14 protein-coding genes are annotated in these 15908 nt (G+C 64.6%); 6 read left to right on the top strand and 8 right to left on the bottom strand.

Annotated features, from left to right (window positions below):
- Nucleotides 1-640 precede the first annotated feature (640 nt).
- The 4 genes from QNJ67_17410 to QNJ67_17395 are packed head-to-tail and all read right to left on the bottom strand — an operon-like array spanning nucleotide 641 to nucleotide 5144.
- Entirely contained in the window at nucleotides 641-2281 is a 1641-nt protein-coding gene (locus QNJ67_17410) for an NAD(P)-binding protein (GenBank protein ID MDJ0610757.1), read from the bottom strand.
- A complete protein-coding gene (locus tag QNJ67_17405; GenBank protein MDJ0610756.1) occupies nucleotides 2278-3297 on the bottom strand; it encodes a thiamine pyrophosphate-dependent enzyme in 1020 nt (339 codons plus the stop codon). Before QNJ67_17405 ends, QNJ67_17410 begins: the two co-directional genes overlap by 4 nt.
- 17 nt (nucleotides 3298-3314) lie before the next feature.
- A complete protein-coding gene (locus QNJ67_17400; GenBank protein ID MDJ0610755.1) occupies nucleotides 3315-4571 on the bottom strand; it encodes a hypothetical protein in 1257 nt (418 codons plus the stop codon).
- Nucleotides 4572-4583: 12 nt separating this feature from the next.
- Nucleotides 4584-5144: a 2-oxoacid:acceptor oxidoreductase family protein gene (locus QNJ67_17395; protein MDJ0610754.1), complete on the bottom strand. Its 561-nt coding sequence runs from the start codon at nucleotides 5142-5144 to the stop codon at nucleotides 4584-4586.
- A 209-nt stretch (nucleotides 5145-5353) separates the two neighbouring features.
- Here QNJ67_17395 and QNJ67_17390 point away from each other — a divergent pair, with 209 nt between their 5' ends.
- Both QNJ67_17390 and QNJ67_17385 read left to right on the top strand, forming a co-directional pair.
- Complete coding sequence (locus QNJ67_17390) at nucleotides 5354-5944, top strand: rhodanese-like domain-containing protein (protein MDJ0610753.1); 591 nt, start codon at nucleotides 5354-5356, stop codon at nucleotides 5942-5944.
- Nucleotides 5945-6002: 58 nt separating this feature from the next.
- Nucleotides 6003-6446 carry a hypothetical protein gene (locus QNJ67_17385; protein MDJ0610752.1) on the top strand — a complete coding sequence of 148 codons (444 nt, stop codon included), beginning with the start codon at nucleotides 6003-6005 and terminating at the stop codon, nucleotides 6444-6446.
- Between the two features lie 443 nt (nucleotides 6447-6889).
- On the opposite strand, the gene QNJ67_17380 is transcribed toward QNJ67_17385, so the two are convergent.
- Nucleotides 6890-7249: a hypothetical protein gene (locus QNJ67_17380; protein MDJ0610751.1), complete on the bottom strand. Its 360-nt coding sequence runs from the start codon at nucleotides 7247-7249 to the stop codon at nucleotides 6890-6892.
- Between the two features lie 815 nt (nucleotides 7250-8064).
- Here QNJ67_17380 and QNJ67_17375 point away from each other — a divergent pair.
- Nucleotides 8065-8421, top strand: a complete 357-nt coding sequence (locus tag QNJ67_17375) for a hypothetical protein (GenBank protein ID MDJ0610750.1) — start codon at nucleotides 8065-8067, stop codon at nucleotides 8419-8421.
- 115 nt (nucleotides 8422-8536) lie between these two features.
- On the opposite strand, the gene QNJ67_17370 is transcribed toward QNJ67_17375, so the two are convergent.
- Complete coding sequence (locus tag QNJ67_17370) at nucleotides 8537-9754, bottom strand: PQQ-dependent sugar dehydrogenase (protein MDJ0610749.1); 1218 nt, start codon at nucleotides 9752-9754, stop codon at nucleotides 8537-8539.
- A 784-nt stretch (nucleotides 9755-10538) separates the two neighbouring features.
- On the opposite strand from QNJ67_17370, the gene QNJ67_17365 reads away from it, so the two are divergent.
- On the top strand, nucleotides 10539-10979 hold the full coding sequence (locus QNJ67_17365) for a DsrE family protein (protein ID MDJ0610748.1): 441 nt from the start codon (nucleotides 10539-10541) through the stop codon (nucleotides 10977-10979).
- Between the two features lie 32 nt (nucleotides 10980-11011).
- Nucleotides 11012-11452, top strand: a complete 441-nt coding sequence (locus QNJ67_17360) for a hypothetical protein (GenBank protein MDJ0610747.1) — start codon at nucleotides 11012-11014, stop codon at nucleotides 11450-11452.
- Between the two features lie 282 nt (nucleotides 11453-11734).
- On the opposite strand, the gene QNJ67_17355 is transcribed toward QNJ67_17360, so the two are convergent.
- Nucleotides 11735-12196 carry a DUF6314 family protein gene (locus tag QNJ67_17355; protein ID MDJ0610746.1) on the bottom strand — a complete coding sequence of 154 codons (462 nt, stop codon included), beginning with the start codon at nucleotides 12194-12196 and terminating at the stop codon, nucleotides 11735-11737.
- A gap of 10 nt (nucleotides 12197-12206) precedes the next feature.
- A complete protein-coding gene (gene parC / locus QNJ67_17350) occupies nucleotides 12207-14441 on the bottom strand; it encodes a DNA topoisomerase IV subunit A (GenBank protein ID MDJ0610745.1) in 2235 nt (744 codons plus the stop codon).
- A gap of 213 nt (nucleotides 14442-14654) precedes the next feature.
- Here parC and QNJ67_17345 point away from each other — a divergent pair, with 213 nt between their 5' ends.
- Entirely contained in the window at nucleotides 14655-15713 is a 1059-nt protein-coding gene (locus QNJ67_17345) for a tetratricopeptide repeat protein (protein ID MDJ0610744.1), read from the top strand.
- Nucleotides 15714-15908 lie beyond the last annotated feature (195 nt).

The following is a 15908-nucleotide window of genomic DNA, read 5'->3' as shown; positions in this document are numbered from 1 at the left end:
CGACGAAAACGCGTTGGCAGGCATGATCAGCATTCGGGATCTCATCGAGATCCGCATCGCCGACCTCGAACAGGAAATCGAGGACCTGAAGACGCAAGAATTGGAGCGGCAGTAGCCGATTGCGCCTTATCGCGACCGCTTCGTCGAGCGCATGGACGATGGCGCCTAAATTGATCCAATCGTTTTCAAGTTGATTCATCTGCTTCCAAGACTCGAATCATTGTTCAGGACACAGGAAACTCGAATTTCCTGGTGTGCGATTCACCCCTAGTGTCCCGATTCCGAAGTTCGAGCGATCGAACTTCGAGATCAAAGGGACACTATCCCTATGATTCTAGTGTGATTCAGTTTCCGAAGTTCGACACGAGAAACGTGCCGAACTTCGGAACCATCACAATAGTTTCTTTGCCGGGACGGTAATGACTGGATAGGGTCAGAATCGGGCGTCGCTCGTCTTGCCCCGCTGCTTCCGGTGCTGGACGTAGAGCCGACCTTGAGGTCCTGGCAGCAAACCTGACTGCCTCAAGACCCAGCCCGGGAACCTCGCCGCGCGCAACCGCCGCGGCTGGCCCAGGGTCTCAGCAGACGGGACGCCAGAACCGCATGTTCAAGGCCCGGCTCACCTGCGTTGCCGACTTTCCTAGATCACCTCGGAGATCATCTCGATCGCGCCGCAGGGGCATTCCTGGGCACAGATGCCGCAGCCCTTGCAGTAGTCCAGGTTGAAGCGGAAGCGGTTGCCGGGGCCGAGCTTGATGACCGCGTTGTCCGGGCAGATCCCGTAGCAGTTGTCGCACTCGAAGCAGTTGCCGCAGGAAAGGCAGCGCCTGGCCTCGAACAGCGCGTTCTCCTCGGTCAGCCCCTGCTGCACCTCCTCGAAGCCCGATTGCCGGCGCAGCGGCGAGAGCTGATCCTGCACCTGCCGCGGCGCGTCGTCGTAGTACCAGGTGTTGAGGTGCTCGAAGGTCGCGATCTCGTGCTTCGGCGGCTTCTCGTAGCGCTCGCCCCGGAGCCAGCCGTCGATGTGGCGCGCCGCCTTCTTGCCGTGCCCGATCGCGACCGTCACCGTCCGTTCGGCCGGCACCATGTCGCCGCCGGCGAAGAGCCCCGCGCGTCCGGTCATCATCTGGTCGTCGACCTGGACCACCCCGTCACGGGCGATCTCGACGCCGGGGACGCGCTGCAGGAACTCCGTGTCGACGTCCTGCCCGAGGGCGAGAATCAGGGTGTCGGCCTCCAGGGTCTCGAACTCGCCGGTCGGCTGCGGCCGGCCGTTCTCGTCGATGGTCATCTTCTCGACGGTGAAGGTGGTCTCGTCGATCTGCTTGATGGTCCGCAGCCAATGGATCATCACGCCTTCGTCCTCGGCCTCGGTGGCCTCGAAGTCGTGCGCCGGCATCTCCTTGCGCGAGCGGCGGTAGACGATCATGGCCTCGTCGACGCCCATGCGCTTGGCGGTGCGCGCCACGTCCATCGCCGTGTTGCCGCCGCCGTAGACGATCACGCGGCGTCCGAGCCGGGGCGGCTCGCCGCCGGTCTCCATCTCGCGCAGGACCGATACCGCGTCGAGGATCTTGCCGGCGGCGTGCGCCGGGATCGCGGTGCGCTTGGCGAGATGGGCGCCGACCGCGACGAAGACCGCGTCGAAGCCCTCCCCGGTGAAGGCCGCCTCGATGTCGTCGACCTTGGTGTTCAGCTCCAGCTCGACGCCCATCTCGACGATGCGCGCGATCTCAGCGTCGAGCACATCGCGCGGCAGGCGGTACTTGGGAATGCCGAAACGCATCATGCCGCCGGCCATGGGCCCCGCCTCGCGGATCGTCACCTTGTGGCCGAGCCGGGTGAGGTGATAGGCCGCCGAGAGCCCGCTCGGGCCGGCGCCGACGACCAGCACCCGCTTGCCGCCCGGCGCGGCCTCGAAGGCCGGGGCGAGCTTATGCTTGATGGCGTAGTCGCCGAGGAAGCGCTCGACGGCGTGGATGCTGACCGACTCGTCGAGGCGGCCGCGGTTGCAGCTGTCCTCGCAGGGGTGGTAGCAGACGCGGCCCATGACCCCGGGCAGGGGATTGTCCTCGATCAGCTTCTGCCAGGCCGCCGCGTAGTCGCCGCCTTCGGCGTGGTAGAGCCACTGCTGGATGTTCTCGCCCGCCGGACAGGCGTTGTTGCAGGGCGGCAGCCGATCCAGGTAGTTGGGCCGCATGGAGCGCCAGCTGCCGGTCTGGTTCGCCAGGCTGGTGCCGGGGTCGAGCGAGATCGCGAAGGGGAGATCCTTGCCGGTCATGGCCGCGCCTCCGCCGCCAGCAGGCCGTACTTCTCGATGTTGGCGTCGGCCATGCGCTGGATCGCACCGATCCGCTCGCTGTCCTCGGCGCCCTTCTTGAACAGGTGGGCGAAGCGCCGCTGCAGGCGCAGGTAGTCTTCGACCGGCACCCGGCGGCGGATCTTGGTGGCGGCGACCAGGGCGCCGTGCTCGGCCTCGATCAGCGGGAAGAGCCCGCTCTCGACCGCCATGCGCGCGACCCGGATCGTGTCCTCCGCGGCCGAGCCCCAGCCCAGGGGACAGGGCACCATGATGTGGATGTAGCGCGCGCCTCGGATCGCGGTCGCCTTGGTCACCTTGCGCTCCAGGTCGTGGAGGTCGGCCACGCTCGCCGTGGCCACGTAGGGGATCCTGTGGGCCATGGCGATCTCGGGCAGGTTCTTGCCGGTGCCGAACACGTTGCCCGGCGCGTCGCCCAGGGCGGGCGTCGTCGCGGTCCGCGCGGTCGGCGGCGTCGCCGAGGAGCGCTGCACGCCGGTGTTCATGTAGGCCTCGTTGTCGTAGCAGATGTACAGCACGTCGTCGTTCCGCTCGAACATGCCCGAGAGGCAGCCGAACCCGATGTCGACCGTCCCGCCGTCGCCGCCCTGGGCGACCACCTTGACGTCGTGCAGGCCGCGCCGCCTGAGCCCGGCGGCGACGCCCGAGGCGACCGCGGGCGCGTTGCCGAACAGCGAGTGGAGCCAGGGGATCTGCCACGAGGTCTCCGGGTAGGGCGTGGTGAAGACCTCCAGGCAGCCGGTCGCGTTGACCGCGACCAGGTTGCCCCCGGCCGCGCGCATGGCCGCGTCGAGGGCGTAGCGGGCGCCCAGCGCCTCGCCGCAGCCCTGGCAGGCGCGGTGGCCCGAGGTGATGGCGTTGGACCGCTCCATCGAGGCCTGGACGCTCCGGCCGTCCTCGTCCATCAGGCGGTTGCCGACCGTGTGGGTGCCGGTCTGGTAGAACTTGACCTTCTGGATCGCGCTTTCCTCGGTCATGGCTCGGCCTCCTTCTCCTACGAGACCCGACGCACGAGGCCGGGGTTGAGCGCCTTCAGCAGATTCTCGGCGATGGGGCCCGATTGGCGCGTTTCCCGGGCGCGGTCCAGCTGCTGGTGCACGACCTCCCAGTTGAGGTCGAGGAAGGTGAGGTCTTCCAGATTGTCCTCGGCGGCGCGGTCGAAGACCCCGGCCAGGGACTTGCGGGTGATCGGCCTGCCGCCGAGCCCGGCGATGACGGTATAAACCGGCAGGGGATGGCCGCGCAGGGCCATGCGCACGTTCGAGGCGACGACGCCGCCCAAGCCGGGCGCGAGGCTCTTCTCGACGCAGACCACCCGCTTCGCGCCCTCCAGGGCATCGCTGAGCGCCGCCAGGGGAAACGGCCGGAACGAGCAGATGCTGATGCTGCCGATCGCGACCCCGTCGGCGCGCTGCCGGTCGACCACCTCCTTGATCGTGCCGTTGACCGACCCGAGGGCGACGACGACGGTCTCCGCGTCCTCCAGGCGGTAGCCCCGGATCAGGCCGCCGGACGCGCGCCCGAAGACCTTGGCGAACTCGGCGGCGATCGGCGGGATGCGCTCGAGCGCTTCCATCTGCTTCTGATGGGCGAGATAGCGGACCTCGGAGAAGGCCTCGGGCCCGACCATGGCCCCGATTGAATAGGGGTTGGCCGGGTCGAGCTCCTGCACCGGTTCGAAGGGCGGCAGGAAGGCGTCGACCTGCTCCTGGGTCGGGATGTCGATCCGCTCGAAGGCGTGGGTCAGGATGAAGCCGTCCATGCAGACCATGACCGGGCAGGACAGCTGCTCGGCGATCCGGAAGGCCTGGATATGCAGGTCGGCGGCCTCCTGGTTGGTCTCGGCGTGGAGCTGGATCCAGCCCGCGTCCTTCAGGGCCATGCTGTCGGTGTGGTCGTTCCAGATGTTGATCGGCGCGCCGATCGCCCGGTTGCCCACGGTCATGACGATGGGCAGACCCAGGCCGGCCACGTTATAGACCGCCTCCGCCATGAACAGCAGCCCCTGGCTGGCCGTCGCCGTGTAGGCGCGGGCGCCGACCGCCGAAGCGCCGATGGCGACCGACAGGGCGGCGAACTCGGACTCCACGTTGATGAACTCGCAGTTCTCCAGCGTGCCGTCCTTCACCATGGCGCCGATGCCCTCGACAATATGGGTCTGGGGCGTGATGGGATAGGCGCAGACGACCTGCGGCCGGCTGAGCGCGACCGCCTCGGCCACCCCGCGCGAGCCTTCGATCTGTTTCAGCATGGTTTCGCTCCCTCAGGCTGCCAGGGCGATGTCGTAGGCTTCGCGCGCCGCCGCCACGTTGGCGTCGCCGACCGGGCCGGGAAACCGCTCGCGGATCGCATCGGCCACCGAGTCGAAGGAGATGACCTTGGTGATCGCCGCGAAGCCGCCGAGCAGGGCCGCGTTCGGCAGGGGGCGCCCGACGTGCTTGACCGCCAGCTCGGTCGCCCCGACGTCGCAGACGTGATGCGGCGGAAAGCGCTTCGCGAGATCGGCGATCCCCAGCTCCTCGAAGCTGCGGGTCGAGTTGATAAGGATGTAGCCCTCGGGGTTCAGCCCGGAGAAGAGATCGATCGAGTGCAGCAGGGTCGGGTCCTGGATGATCAGGGCGTCGGGCTCCAGGATCGGCTCGCGCAGCCGGATCTCCTGGTCGTCGATGCGGCAGAAGGAAACGACCGGCGCGCCCATCCGTTCCGAGCCGAAGCTGGGAAAGGCCTGGGCGTGCTTTCCCTCGTCGAAAGCCGCGACCGAAAGCAACTCGGCCGCCGTGACAACCCCCTGCCCCCCGCGGCCATGCAGGCGAATCTCGAACATGATTGCAGCCTCCCAGAACCGGATCTTTGCCTGGCCCTCGCCGGCCTAGCATTGATCCGTGTCAAGGCGGCGGAATGGATGTTGATAGGGCGCCGAAGCTAACTGGCACCGGTCTCCCCGTTACCGGTGTGACTTAGTCACTGATATCAGGCGCCGCCTCCTCCACTTTGCCCCCGGTTTGAAACCCGCGGCAGAGAGGAGACGCGAGCGTGCGCCGATCCCTGGCAGTTCTCGCCATCGTGACGAGCCTATTCCCGCCTTGCGCCGCAACCGCGGCCGAGGCCCCCTCGGACCCGCGCAAGCAGACGCCCTGGGGGCTCTACCTCAGCGCCCGGGAAGCTTACGACCTCAAGAGGCGGCTCGGGGACGGGGCGCTCTTCATCGACGTGCGCGAACCGGTCGAGATCATGTTCACGGGCTTCACGGACGTCGTCGACGTCAACATCCCCTTCTGGCTGGTCAACCCGGCCGAGTGGAACGCCAAGAAGTCGGTCCTGGCGATGGAGCCGAACCCGGACTTCGCCGCCCAGGTCCAGGCGGCGCTCGAAGCCCGAAACATGAGCCGGGACGCGCCGGTCATGGTGATGTGCCGGTCCGGCGGCACACGCGGCGCGCCCTCGGCGAACGCGCTGCAGAGCCTCGGTCTCGAGAGGGTCTACGTCGTGGTCGACGGCTTCGAGGGACCGGCCAACAAGGCGGACCCGAACGGGCCGCTTCGCAACCTCAGCGGCTGGAAGAACAGCGGCCTGCCCTGGGGCTACACGCTGAACCCGGAAAAGATCCACCTGCGCCGGCAATGAGGCGCCGCACCCCCGCTCCGGCCCCACGGCCGGGCACCAGCAAGAAGGAGTAACCGAAATGCGCTTTTCCCTCGCCGCCAGAGCCGCCCTCGCCGCCCTGGCCCTGATGGTCGCCGGGCCCGCCTTTGCGGACGGCAACAGCCGCCTGGTGACCATCGTCGCCACCGATCAGCCGCAGACGCAGCTGATGGCCATGGTCCTGACCATGCAGTCGCTCAAGCAGGGCGCGAACGCCCACATCCTGCTGTGCGGGCCGGGCGGCGACCTCGCCCTCAAGGACGCGCCGGCCAGCGCGACGGCGGCCCAGAAGCCCAAGGGCATGAGTCCCCAGGGCCTCATGCAGAAAATCATGCAGGCCGGCGCCTCGGTCGAGGTCTGCGCGATCTATCTGCCCAACAAGGGCGTGCCCTCGACGGCCTTGATCGAAGGGGTTGGCGTCGCCAAGCCCCCGGCCATGGCGTCGCGGCTGCTGGCCGAGAACGTCAGGCTCTTGACGTTCTGATACCGCTCGCCTCGGGGTCGTCGGCTGAAGCCTCGCGCAGGCCGCGCGGGGACCGTGAGACCGGCGACGGCCGGAGCAAAAGAAAAACGGGTCCAGAGCACATCCCGATTGAATGGACTCGCCCGGGGCGATCCATTCAATCGCGTAAATCTGCTCTAACTTTAGGATGTAGAGCGGATTCACATGTTTGGACGGAACCATGAGTGGTTCCGACCAAACACGATCCGCTCTAGCGTTCAGCCGCGCTGCCATTCGGCAGCGCGGCTGGTCTCGACTCTGCACGGACGCCGGAAGATCCGAGAGTAAAGACTAAACCGACGAACAGGCGATTAGATTGGATAGGAGAGTCCTAACCAGAAGCGGACCGACAATGAAATGCCTCCAACTGCGAAGCCGCGGGCCATATGTGAGTTCCGACAGCAGCCGTTATCAAAGGAGCAGGATCAGAAGTTGTTCGGATTACCTATGACAATGGTGCCCGTACCATCCTTCTTGCCATCGGCGATCCAGGTCACGTCTTCACCTTCGATCTCGACTGACCAGCAGTATTCGGGGTCTTCGCCGTATTTGAAGCACATCTGATTTTCAACAACCCGCCATGTACCGGTGTAGCCATCACCACGAATCATACCATCTTCTGCGTAGTACTCCGTATACTTGGAGCCACTCAACATCATGCCTTGGACTGTGTTGCCGCCGATCATTTCCAAGATTTTCTCACCGGATGCCTTAGCATGACCACCAGCAGATGCCACGCTGATGCCGGACAGAAGCAGAAATACGCTCAAGAGCAGATTCTTCATCAAAGCAAGCCCCTTCAGCTTAAGTTGGACAATCACGTCGCTACGAGCGCTTCGACGGATCAGATCAATGGAATGTGAAATTACTTCTCAGGTATCTTCTTCCAGTGAAGCTGCCAATCGCCGAGATGCGTCTCGGCACGCGACACGAAAGCGCTGCATCTGACCCAAACGCTCTGTCGACCCGGCGGCAAGATAACTCGCCGCGATAACTGAGGGCAGCTTAGGGTCGTTCCCGATCCTGGCGAGCATCGCCGAGCGGGGTCTGCTTTCCGAGCCAAAGCCGACCTTTAGCCCGAAAAGCGGACATGGCTGCTAGAATGTCCGAGGCCAGGAATGGACCGAACATTCCAGCGCTGTTGCACGGACGGGCGAAAGTAGCCCTGAGCAGTCGTCCGAACGGCGGAGCTCGATGTTTGCTTCGCGGTGTTTTCACCTTCCGCCGCATTTGCCGAACGTCTACCATCGGCTTGGGGAAGATCATTGCCGACTTCTGGACGAGTCTGGAGTCTGGGCAGGACAGCATCGTCCGTTCGAGGGCGGGGTGAGCACATGGCCGACCGAGCGTATCATCCCGAGTCGAGGGACATCGTGCGTCCGGAGGGCGCATCGGGAGTCAGGCTCCAGTGCCGAGGCGCCCAAAGCAGTCCGGCAGGCCAGCTACCGGTCGCGCTTGGCAATTCGGACCGCTCACTGCGTTCGCTCGGGCAGTCTCGCGATGTGCTCGATCTCCCACATCAGGCGTGGCTCTGATCGAGGGGTGCGGTCAAGTGGCCGACTGTTCTGTACGGATGTGAGGCATAAACGTGAGAAAGCTATTGCTCCTGCTCCTGCTCACCTTCCCGTGCAATGCAATGGCAGAGTGGGTGGAGTATTCAACCGCGGCGAATGGTGATGTCTTTTACTTCGACAACGCGCGAGTGCAAAAGGACGGAAATCTCGTCAACGTGTGGAATAGAATTCGATATAAGTCCTCGATAATGGGCGCCGCGAGCTATCAGAGCTTCATCAGCATAGACTGCTCCGAGCGCTCGGAAACAACACTACAGCGTACCTTCTACACCGATAGAGACTGGACCAATCCCGCAATGGCAACCGACACCAATAAGAAGCCAAAGGTGTACATGGATGCGAACTCGGCGACGCAACGTCTGGCCGACATCCTGTGCCAATAGTTGGCTCGGAACAGCCCCACTGAACGGGTCCGAGGGCAGGTGCAAGAAAAGGCTCGCGCCACTTTCGTAGCGCGAGCTTGTATTTCAGGTCGCTTCTTCTTGTTCAGGCGAGGCCTTATTCAGCCGTGATTCTATAGATCTCACCTTCATCCGTAGAAGCATAAAGCGCGTCATCCGGGCCCATCACCAGGCCACGGAACCTCTTCTGGAAACCAAGCGGCATACGCACAATACCATTGATCCCCAATCCGTCGGGAGTGAGAGAGATCATGTCAATACGGGATCCAGCCGGCGTGCCACCGAAAGCGATGCCCATGATGCCAACCGCCAAATGACCTTCGTAGACACCCCAGTTGTCGCCTTTGAGGAATGCAGCGGATCCGGTGCCCTGCGAGAAACCATTGTTGTTCCAGGCGGCCGGCATCAGGTCAGCGAAGCGCGTATCGCTCATAGGGGTGTAGGCAGCGCGCACCGCGGGATCCATCCCATCCATTTGATTCGGCTCGTAACCGCAGTACTGGTCCGGACAGGCGCCTCGGCCGCCTCTTTTCTCTGCCGGGTCCCAACCCGCATTGCCACCATTGACCAAGGCCGTGATCTCGTCGTTGTGCCAGGGCCCATGCTCCGCGGTAAAGGCTCGGCCATCACTGGGCCGGAAGTCGATACCCTGTACGTTTCTATGCCCGTAGGTGTAGATGCGCTTGTCAAAGCCCTCGGGAGGGTTGTTGCCGGGGTGGGCGTTACCGTCCCCGTCGATCCGCAGGACTTTGCCGCAAAGCAGATTACCGTCCTGAGGACAGATCCCTCTGTGACGATCGCCACCGGTGACCCAGAGGAATCCTCCCGGTCCAATGCGCAGCCTGCCGCCGTTGTGCGCGCCAGGTCCACCGAAGGGCTGGTTCGACTCGAATGGCTTGTACTGAATATCGGTGACGATATCCGCACGGCCGGAAACGCTCATGAGGTCATCACCGACCGTGAAGCGCATGACAATGTTTCCGTCGCACTTCTCGAAGTTGGTTTTGCAACCGGAGCCATGATACTTCGTGGAAGAGGAATAGAGGTAGAGGGTGCGATTCTTTGCGAAATTGATATCTGTGACGACGCCCAGCATACCGGCTTGGCCGTCACAGAAGAGGTCGCTACCAGAATCGGCGTACCCACTGGTGCCCTTCATTCCATAGAGGGCATTCACCTTTCCGTCTTTCGTCCTTACTGAAAGGCCTTTGCATTTCTCCGTGAAGAACATCGTGCCGTCGGGCAAGAAGGCCATATCCCATGGATTATCGAGCCCGGTCATCACCGCCGATGACTTGATCGTCGGCACGTTCATGCCCTCATGACCGTCTGCATAGGCATGAGCGGACAGTCCAAACATCACGGCAACCGCCGTGACGGTCGTGAAACACCTACCTATTGAGTGCACTGATCCCTCCCGTGTTCTAGTTTTCGTATTTCGCGTCCTTCAGATACGCGGCCAAGTTTGCAATCTCTTCATCCGTCAGGGGCTTTGCCATCATGATCATCAAAGCCGAATTGGGTCCTACTCTGGTCCCACTCCTGTAGGTCTCCAACTTTGACCGCGTATAAGAAACTTCATTTCCAGATATCTTTGGATAGCTGGCTACACCTTTACCTGCTGGTCCATGACAGTTGATGCAAGATTTCTTGTATCTTTCCTCTCCTGCCTCCTTGTCCGCACTCATCGCATTTCCGGGTAGGCTTACAAGGGACAGCAGAAGCAGTCCTGTGGCCAACCTGGTAATGCCGATTCGTCGCGAGGATGAACACACCGCATAGAGGTAAGGGCGATTGTGCATGTTGCTGTTCAACGAGCTTATGTGCTTCTCCTCCCAGTGTTTTTTGGCAGCCGGAAAGCTTTGCAGGATAGTCCGAATCTGTCAACGCCAGGCTCGATCAGGTGGGTTTCGATACCCTTCTCAACTCCCATCCCGGACAGTTCTCCATCCAGCAAGGAATCTCGTCCTCAAGTGCGAGCAGTCTTGGCGCGGTTCGCCGAGCGACCTGTTCGCTAAGCCCTCGTTGTCATAGGCTCGGCTGACAAGACGGTCGTCGGCCGATACGATCGAGCGACAGCAGGCTCAGGAGGCACAAGGATGCAAATCATCAAGACCGTGCTGGCGATCACGCTGGCCGCCGTGCTGTTCACCTCGGCGCAAGGCGCATTCGCCGACGACGAGCCGCGCCACTTCTTCTACAACATCACCACGGACGACAGCTGGGCGGCGGGGATGGCGCTCACCCAAGCCAGCGCGGCCGCCGAACGCGGTCACCGCGTCACGGTCTTCCTCAACGTCCGCGGCGTCCACCTGGCCGAGCAGGTGACGGGCCAGGGCAGTTTCGGCGTCACCGCCAAGTCCCCCCGTGAAATTCTCGCCTCGCTGATCAAGAAAGGCCACACGGTCCTGGTGTGCGGCGGCTGCATGGTTGCCGGCGGCGTGGCCAAGCAGAACCTGATCGAGGGCGCGACGATCTCGGGACCGGAGCCAACCTTTCGCGCGCTCACCGCACCCGATACCATCGTGATGAGTTACTGAAAGCGCGGCGCGCGTGCCATAGAGTCACGAGCATGAACGACACGGGCACCACAGTGGAGAGCGGCACTCGCCGGCCGATCTCGATCGCGATCCTGGCCGTACTCCTGGTGCTCTACGGGCTCCTCAACCTCATTCCCCTGGTTCTTCTGCTCACCTCCCAGGAGATCTACGACTCCACGGCGGAGGTCATGGCCGCGATGGCGGCGGGCGGTTTCGTGACCGTGCCCCTCGGCGCGCAGATCGTAATCGGCTTCGTCGCTTCGCTGGTTGTGGTCGCGGGCGGCGCCTTCGTCTGGCAAGGCCGGAACTGGGCGCGCTGGCTGGTGGCGCTCTGGATGGCCTTCTCCCTCGTCTACTACGTCCTGCAGACCGGCTTCACCTGGATCCCGGCCCTCAAGCTGCCGGTCTTCTTCCTGGTGCTGTTCCTGCTGTTCCGGCCGGGGGTCGCCGCGCATTTCCGTCGAGGCGCCTAGAGCAGATCCGGGTTTGACTGAATCGCCGGAGGCGATCCATCAACCCGGTGAATCTGCTCTAAACCTTAGATGTAGAGCGGATTCACATGTTTAGTTGGAAACCACCAAGTGGTTCCATCTAAGCATGATCCGCTCTAGCAGGCTCCTGAACAACTCCAGAGCCTTTGATCACGGTCATCCTTCGACATGCTCAGGATGAGGGTAAGTATCTGAAATATTTCGACCTCACCCTGAGCTTGTCCAAGGGTGATGGTGCCGACGAGGCACTTTCTCAGCAAGCTGCTAGAGGTCCGCAGACGCGGCCTCGTCCCTTCGATAAGCGGTCTCGATCAGCTGGTTCTTGCGCGGCCCCTCGATCCGCCAACGGCTGAACCATGTGCCGGCGTCTTCCGCGCGGAACGAGCCCTGGTAGCTGTCCGGCGGGCAGAGGTGGCGGGCGAGGCACTGGCCCGCGGAGAAGTCCAGGCCGTGAAAGGCTCGCCCGTCCTCGAACTCCACCTCCGCGCGGGCCGGCTCGGGGAAGCGGTAGAGGTAGACCTGCGATGCCCGGAAGACGGCGTCGTTGAGCATCACGCGCCCGGTCTCGCGGTAGATCAGCCCCGCGATGTCCGGCGTGAAGGAGGCCTCGCCCTCGAAACGGGCGGTCTTGCCGGCGTCGAAATCGGTGATCCCGCGCCGCAGGCGCCAGTTGCCCGCGAGGTAGGCCCGGAGGTCGGCCACGGCATAGACCGTCTGCGCCGCCACGGCCGGCTTGTCAGGTGAAGCGGTTGGACTTGGGGAAGCCCCTGGGGGGCAGGCGCCCGGCCTGGGCGCGCTTGCCGATCCAGGCGGTCAGGTCGGTTTCGGTGCGCGTGCGATCGCCGCCCATGGTCCAACTCAGGCCCTCGTCCATCTCGAAGGTGCGGGCGTCGGCGAGGCCGCCGTCCTTGTACTTCTGCAGGATCACGCCGCGCCCGCGGGTCATCTCCGGCACTTCCTCCAGGGGGAAGACCAGCAGCTTGCGGTTCTCGCCGACCACCGCGACGCTGTCGCCCTCGACCGGCCGGCAGACAACCGCCTCCTCGCCGTCGCCGAGGTTGAGCACCTGCTTGCCGTTCTTAGTCTGGGCCAGCACCTCGTCCTCGGGCACGATGAAGCCCCGCCCGGCGCCCGAGGCCACCAGCAGCTTGCGCCCCGACTGGTGCACCAGGAGCTGCACCACGTCCTGGTCGTTGGGCAGGTCGATCATCAGGCGCACCGGCTCGCCGAAACCGCGGCCGCCCGGCAGCTTGTCGACGCCGATGGTGTAGAAACGGCCGTTGGTGGCGAAGAGGACGAGCTTGTCGGTGGTCTGGGCGTGGATCGCGAAGCGTCCCCGGTCGCCCTCCTTGTGCTTCGCCTCGGCGCCGTCCTCTTGGTGGCCCTTCATGGCACGGATCCAGCCCTTCTGCGAGCAGAGCACGGTAACGGGCTCGCGCTCGATCACGGCCTCTAGCGGCACCACGACGTCGGCCGGCGCCTCGCCCAGCTCGGTACGGCGGCGGCCGATCTCGGTGTCCGGCCCATAGGCGTTCTTGATCGCCTTGATCTGGCCGCCGATCACCTGCCAGCGCCGGTCCTCGTCCTTGAGCAGCCCCTTGAGGTCCTTCTGCTCGTCGGTGAGCTCCTTGTGCTCCTTGCGCATGCCCTCTTCCTCGAGCTTGCGCAGGGCGCGCAGACGCATGTTGAGGATCGCCTCGGCCTGAACCTCGGTCAGGTCGAAGGTCGCCATGAGCTCCGCCTTCGGGTCGTCCTCCTCGCGCACGATGCGCACGACCTCGTCGATGTTGAGGTAGACGATGAGGTAGCCGTCGAGGATCTCGAGCCGCCGTGCGATCTTCTCGAGGCGGTGCTCGGTGCGCCGGACCAGCACCTCGTGCCGGTGGTCGAGGAAGGCCTTGAGCGCCTCCTTCAGGTTCATCACCCGCGGCGTGTGCTCGGCGTCGAGCACGTTCATGTTGAGGCTGACCCGGGTCTCCAGGTCGGTCTGACGGAACAGGGACTCCATCAGGACGACCGGGTCGACGTTGCGGCTCTTGGGCTCCAGCACGAGGCGCACGTCGGCCGCCGACTCGTCGCGCACGTCGTTCAGCATGGCCAGCTTGCGGGCCGCCAGCAGCTCGGCGATCTTCTCGATCAGTCGGGACTTCTGGACCTGGTAGGGGATCTCGGTCACGACGATGACGTAGCCGCCGCCCTTGAGCTTCTCGACGTCCCATTTGGCGCGGACGCGGAACGCGCCGCGGCCGGCCTTGTAGGCCTCGACCACTGTCGCCCGGTCCTCGACCAGGACGCCGCCGGTCGGCAGGTCGGGGCCGGGCACGTACTCGACCAGCTTCCCGATCGTCGCGTTGGGGAACTTGATCAGGTGGCCCAGCGCGTCGCAGAGCTCCGCCAGGTTGTGCGGCGGGATCGCGCAGGCCATGCCGACCGCGATGCCCTGGGCGCCGTTGGCCAGAAGGTTCGGGAAGGCCGCCGGCAGGACGACCGGCTCCTCGGTGCCGCCGTCGTAGGTCGGCCGGAAGTCGACCGTGTCCTCGTCGATGCCGTCGAGCAGCAGCGTGGCGATCTGGGTGAGGCGCGCCTCGGTATAGCGCATGGCGGCGGCGTTATCGCCGTCGATGTTGCCGAAGTTGCCCTGGCCGTCGACCAGCGGATAGCGCAGGGAGAAGTCCTGGGCCAGGCGCACCAGCGCGTCGTAGAGCGCCTGGTCGCCGTGCGGGTGGTACTGGCCCATGACGTCGCCGACCACGCGGGCCGACTTCTTGAAGCCCTGGTCGGGCTGCAGGCGCAGCAGGCGCATGCCGTGGAGCAGCCGCCGGTGGACCGGCTTGAGGCCGTCGCGGACGTCCGGCAGGGAGCGCGCCATGATGGTCGACAGGGCATAGGCGAGATAGCGCTCCTCCAGGGCGTCGGAGAAACGCACGGTGCGAACGTCGCCGGCCGGCTGGGCGCCTGTGTCTGCTGCCATGGGGACCCTCTCAGAAGCTCGCGACATATAGTAGGAAGAAGGTTAAAATTCCACAACAGCTTGTCACCCGAAGGATCGGGCGTCCCGCGGCGGCTCGTCGGACCGGGCGCCGGACACCCGGCTCTTTGGTGCCCTTCGGGCAGTGCTATCCTTGGATAGTGCAAGAAATGCGGGCTAGACTTCGGGATCGGCACCTCTTGGGAGGGGGATGAAATGCGTCTGTTCCGCCTGCCGGCCGTCGCCTGCCTCGTCCTCTTCGGCCTCGCGAACTGCATGCCGAGCGAGTACGCCTACCTGGCGGCGGACAGCGAGAGTCTCGAGAGCTGGCTCGACGAATGCGCCGACGACCGCAACGACTTCGTGACGCGCGAGCGCTACTGCTCGCTCGCCATCAACTCCGGCGAGCTCTACCAGGACGAGCTGGCCGACGCCTTCTACTGGCGAGCCTCGGCCTACTACAACGCAGGCGACTACGAGCGCGCGATCGACGAGTTTTCCGAAACGATCCGCCTCCAGCCCGACGACGCGACCGCCTACGAGGCCCGCGGCAACGCCTTGCTGGAGGCCGGCTACGAGGACGAAGCCGAGCAGGACTACCTGACCGCCTACGAGATCACCGGCGACCGGCGGCTCGCCGGCTATGCCAGGGAAATCGAGCAGGAACGCGCGCGCCGGCGCGAAGCCAACCGCCGCTTCGCTGTCCGCTACGAGGGTCTCTGGTGCGGCGCCATTCAGAAGGACAGCATCGTGGCGCCGAAGAACGAGATCAAGCTGCAGGCGATCGTCTACGGCCGCGACGGTCAGGCCCAGGGCGTCGATCTTCCGGCCCGGAACCGCCACTACGGCGGCGTGACACCCGGCTACCGCTCGTCACGGGGGCGGCGGGATGTCTGGGTCGGCGGGCCGCAGACACTCACCCTGACCGCGATCATGTGGGAACACGATGACGGCGGCGCCCTGGTCGACCTGGCCGCCTATGTCGCCGTCGAGGCCGCCATGGCGCGGGTCACCCCGCCGGGCGTGCCGCCGGGACAGGTCACCAGCGCCGCCTTCGGGCCGGGCGTGATAGACGGCGCCGTGGCCAAGGTCGCCAAGGGCGTCCTGGGCACCGACAACGACCTCATGGGAACCTATCACTACAAGGGCTTCGATCCGCGCGCCTACGTCGACAGGTCGCCGCGCCAAGCCTACGGAATGAACTACCACATCGCGACGCGCCACCAGGCGGGCGGCGCCGACTGCCGCGCCTTCTTCAGCGTGCGGGAGCTCTAGGGCCTGTTGACATTCAGGGCGCGCTTCTGGTCCGAGTGAAATTGGCCTGCTGTTAGGCGCGAGGAGGAAGGACATGCCGAGCATATTCAACGACGAGCAACGCGGCAGCGTGCCGTGAATGTCAACAGGCCCTTGGGCCGGCGATTTGCCGAGATGTCACTGTCTGCCCGCCGGGGACTTTGCTACCAATCGATA

The sequence above is a fragment of the Kiloniellales bacterium genome (assembly GCA_030064845.1).
Lineage (GTDB): Bacteria > Pseudomonadota > Alphaproteobacteria > Kiloniellales > JAKSDN01 > JASJEC01.
The sequence above is the reverse complement of the archived record's forward strand: the minus strand, read 5'-3'. Positions and strand labels throughout refer to the sequence as shown.

Coding starts and splice junctions, on each gene's coding strand:
- QNJ67_17410 (MDJ0610757.1), bottom strand. CDS start 2,281: ATGACCGGCAAGGATCTCCCCTTCGCGATCTCGCTCGACCCCGGCACC.
- QNJ67_17405 (MDJ0610756.1), bottom strand. CDS start 3,297: ATGACCGAGGAAAGCGCGATCCAGAAGGTCAAGTTCTACCAGACCGGC.
- QNJ67_17400 (MDJ0610755.1), bottom strand. CDS start 4,571: ATGCTGAAACAGATCGAAGGCTCGCGCGGGGTGGCCGAGGCGGTCGCG.
- QNJ67_17395 (MDJ0610754.1), bottom strand. CDS start 5,144: ATGTTCGAGATTCGCCTGCATGGCCGCGGGGGGCAGGGGGTTGTCACG.
- QNJ67_17385 (MDJ0610752.1), top strand. CDS start 6,003: ATGCGCTTTTCCCTCGCCGCCAGAGCCGCCCTCGCCGCCCTGGCCCTG.
- QNJ67_17380 (MDJ0610751.1), bottom strand. CDS start 7,249: ATGAAGAATCTGCTCTTGAGCGTATTTCTGCTTCTGTCCGGCATCAGC.
- QNJ67_17370 (MDJ0610749.1), bottom strand. CDS start 9,754: ATGAACGTGCCGACGATCAAGTCATCGGCGGTGATGACCGGGCTCGAT.
- QNJ67_17365 (MDJ0610748.1), top strand. CDS start 10,539: ATGCAAATCATCAAGACCGTGCTGGCGATCACGCTGGCCGCCGTGCTG.
- QNJ67_17360 (MDJ0610747.1), top strand. CDS start 11,012: ATGAACGACACGGGCACCACAGTGGAGAGCGGCACTCGCCGGCCGATC.
- parC (MDJ0610745.1), bottom strand. CDS start 14,441: ATGGCAGCAGACACAGGCGCCCAGCCGGCCGGCGACGTTCGCACCGTG.
- QNJ67_17345 (MDJ0610744.1), top strand. CDS start 14,655: ATGCGTCTGTTCCGCCTGCCGGCCGTCGCCTGCCTCGTCCTCTTCGGC.